Annotated in this window: 1 protein-coding gene and 1 pseudogene; both read right to left on the bottom strand. The window is 74.7% G+C overall.

The genetic code is table 11. From position 1 onward, the window contains the following. A pseudogene (locus tag DY245_RS33135) lies at positions 1–1,312 on the bottom strand (hypothetical protein); the annotation flags it as partial. Positions 1,313–1,380: 68 nt separating this feature from the next. Continuing rightward, positions 1,381–2,257: hypothetical protein (locus tag DY245_RS33140; RefSeq protein WP_128510856.1), on the bottom strand; the 877-nt coding region annotated here is incomplete at its 5' end.

The following is a 2,257-nucleotide window of genomic DNA, read 5'->3' on the forward strand; positions in this document are numbered from 1 at the left end:
CGTCCCGCTCGGCCTCGCGGATGGCGGCGGCGACCCGCGCGGAGCGGTCGGCGGCGGCGCGGTGCCGCAGCGCGATCTCGGCGGCCTGCCAGGCGCTGTGCAGCGTACGGGCGTCGTTCAGCTCGCGGCGCTGGGCGGCGGCGCCCTTCTCCGCGGCGGCCAGCGCCAGCGAGGCGTGCCGGTAGGAGAGTTCGGCGGAGACCAGGGAGCGGCGCTCGCGGATCCGCTCGGCGTCGGTGACGCGGTGGGCCGCGGCGGCGACCTGTTCGGCCAGCTCGGCGGTGCGGCCGCGCTCCTCGGTGCCGCGGGCGTGCAGCCGCTGGGCGAGGCCGCGGGTGCGGCGCTCCGCGCCGGCGTGCACCTCACGGGCGCGTTCGCGCTGCTCGGCGGCTTCGGCGATGCGCGAGAGCAGGTCGAGGGAGCCGGCGGTGAAGTCCCGCTCGGCGGTCAGCTCGGCGCGCCGGCCGAGCTTGTGGGCGAAGCCGTGCACGAGGTCGGCGAGGCCGTCGGTGTCCCGGGTGTCGGTGACGGCGCGCAGCAGCAGATCGGTGAAGTCCGAGTCGTTCTTGACCGCGAACAGGCCGGCGGCTTCACCCTCGTCGGCGTTCATCTCCCGCTGGTAGCGGAAGAGTTCGGGGTCGAGGCCCAGGTGGCCGAGGTGTTCGTTCCAGCGTTCGTGGATCTCTTCCCAGACGACATCGAGGTTGGGGTAGCTCTTCCCGGCCTCGGTGAGGACGTCGCGGAAGCCCTTCATCGTGCGGCGGCGGCCCTGGGCGCCGGAGGTGCCCTCGCCGCTCTCCTGGCGGGGGCGGACGACGGTGGCCTCGGCGACGGGGAGGGAGTCCAGGCTCATGCCGGGGCCGGGCCGGAAGCTGTACCAGGCCTCGGCGAACTTGCGGGGGTCGTTGGAGACCTGCCGGCCGCGCCATTCACTGACCTTGCCGACGACCACGCTCTCGCCGGTGAGGACGTGCTGCCATTCCAGGGCGACATGGCCGCAGTCGTCGGCGAGCAGGAATTTGCGCAGCACGCCGGAGCTGGCGCCGCCGAGGGTGTTGCGGTGGCCGGGCAGCATCACCGAGAAGATCAGCTTGAGCAGGACGGACTTGCCGCCGCCGTTCTCCAGGAAGAGGACGCCGGCGGGGGCCGGGCGGCGTGGCGGGCCGACCGGTTCGTCCTCGAAGAAGTCCGCCTGGGCCGGGGCCGGTTGGGGCACGGGCGCGCCGACTCCGCGCAGGTCCAGCACGGTGTCGGCGTAGCGCGCACCGGCGGGCCCGATGGAGTAGAGACGGACCCTGGACAGCTCGTACATGGCGGACTCTCGTTGTCGTGGCGGGTAGTGGTGCGGTGGTCGGGGCGGGCGGAGGCCGTGCGGGCCGGTCAGCCGGAGTGGAAGGGCAGTCCGGCGTCTGCGACCAGGTCGAGGTCGTCGGTGTCCTCGCCAGGCATCAGCGCGGCGCTGCCGTCGGTGACGGGGACGATGCCCAGCTCCAGCAGCTCGGCCATGGCGGCGCTGCCGGCCATGTCGCGGACCTGGAGCTGATAGCGGGCGGTGGTGCGGTAGGCGCCGCCGGCGTCGTCGCCGGTGCGCTGCAGGAAGCCGGAGTCGACGAGGAAGGTGACGGCCTTGGCGATGATGCCGGTGGTCGAACCGGCCAGCCGCCGGGCGTCCTTGGTGGCGCCGGTCGCGCTGCGCCGGGCGTAGATGCGCCAGGCGGATTCCAGGCCGGGGGCGTCGGTGGCGGGGTCGGTGTTCTCGCCCTCCTGCTCGGCGCGCTCCTCCAGACGGCGGCAGGCCTGCCGGACGAAGGCGTCGACGCCGTTGACGGTGATCCGGCCGATGTAGCCGTCGTCGGCGAGGTCTTCGGGGCGCGGGAAGGCCAGTGCGGCGACCGCCAGATGCGCCAGGCCGTGCAGGAAGCGGTCGGCGGAGTCGGCGGAGGCGCGGCGGGCGTAGTCGCCCATGCGTACGGCGAAGACGGAGTCCTCGGCGGCGGTGACGGCCATCCCGGCGCGGGTGGAGACCTCCAGGACGACCAGGCCGAGGCCGGTGGCGACGGCGTCGGCGAGCCGGGCGAAGGCGGGTTCGTCCCGATAGCGACGCAGCAGTTCGCCGTATTCGGCGTCGCGGGCGGGCAGCAGCTTGGGCTGGAGGCCGAAGGAGACCAGCCGGGCGGCGTCGGCGGCATCGGCGGGGGTGACGGGCGCCGGCCCCGCGGCGGCCGGTTCGGCGTCGGCGGTGGGCGCGCCCCGGCCC

The organism is Streptomyces inhibens, from assembly GCF_003389455.1.
Classification (GTDB): Bacteria; Actinomycetota; Actinomycetes; order Streptomycetales; family Streptomycetaceae; genus Streptomyces; species Streptomyces inhibens.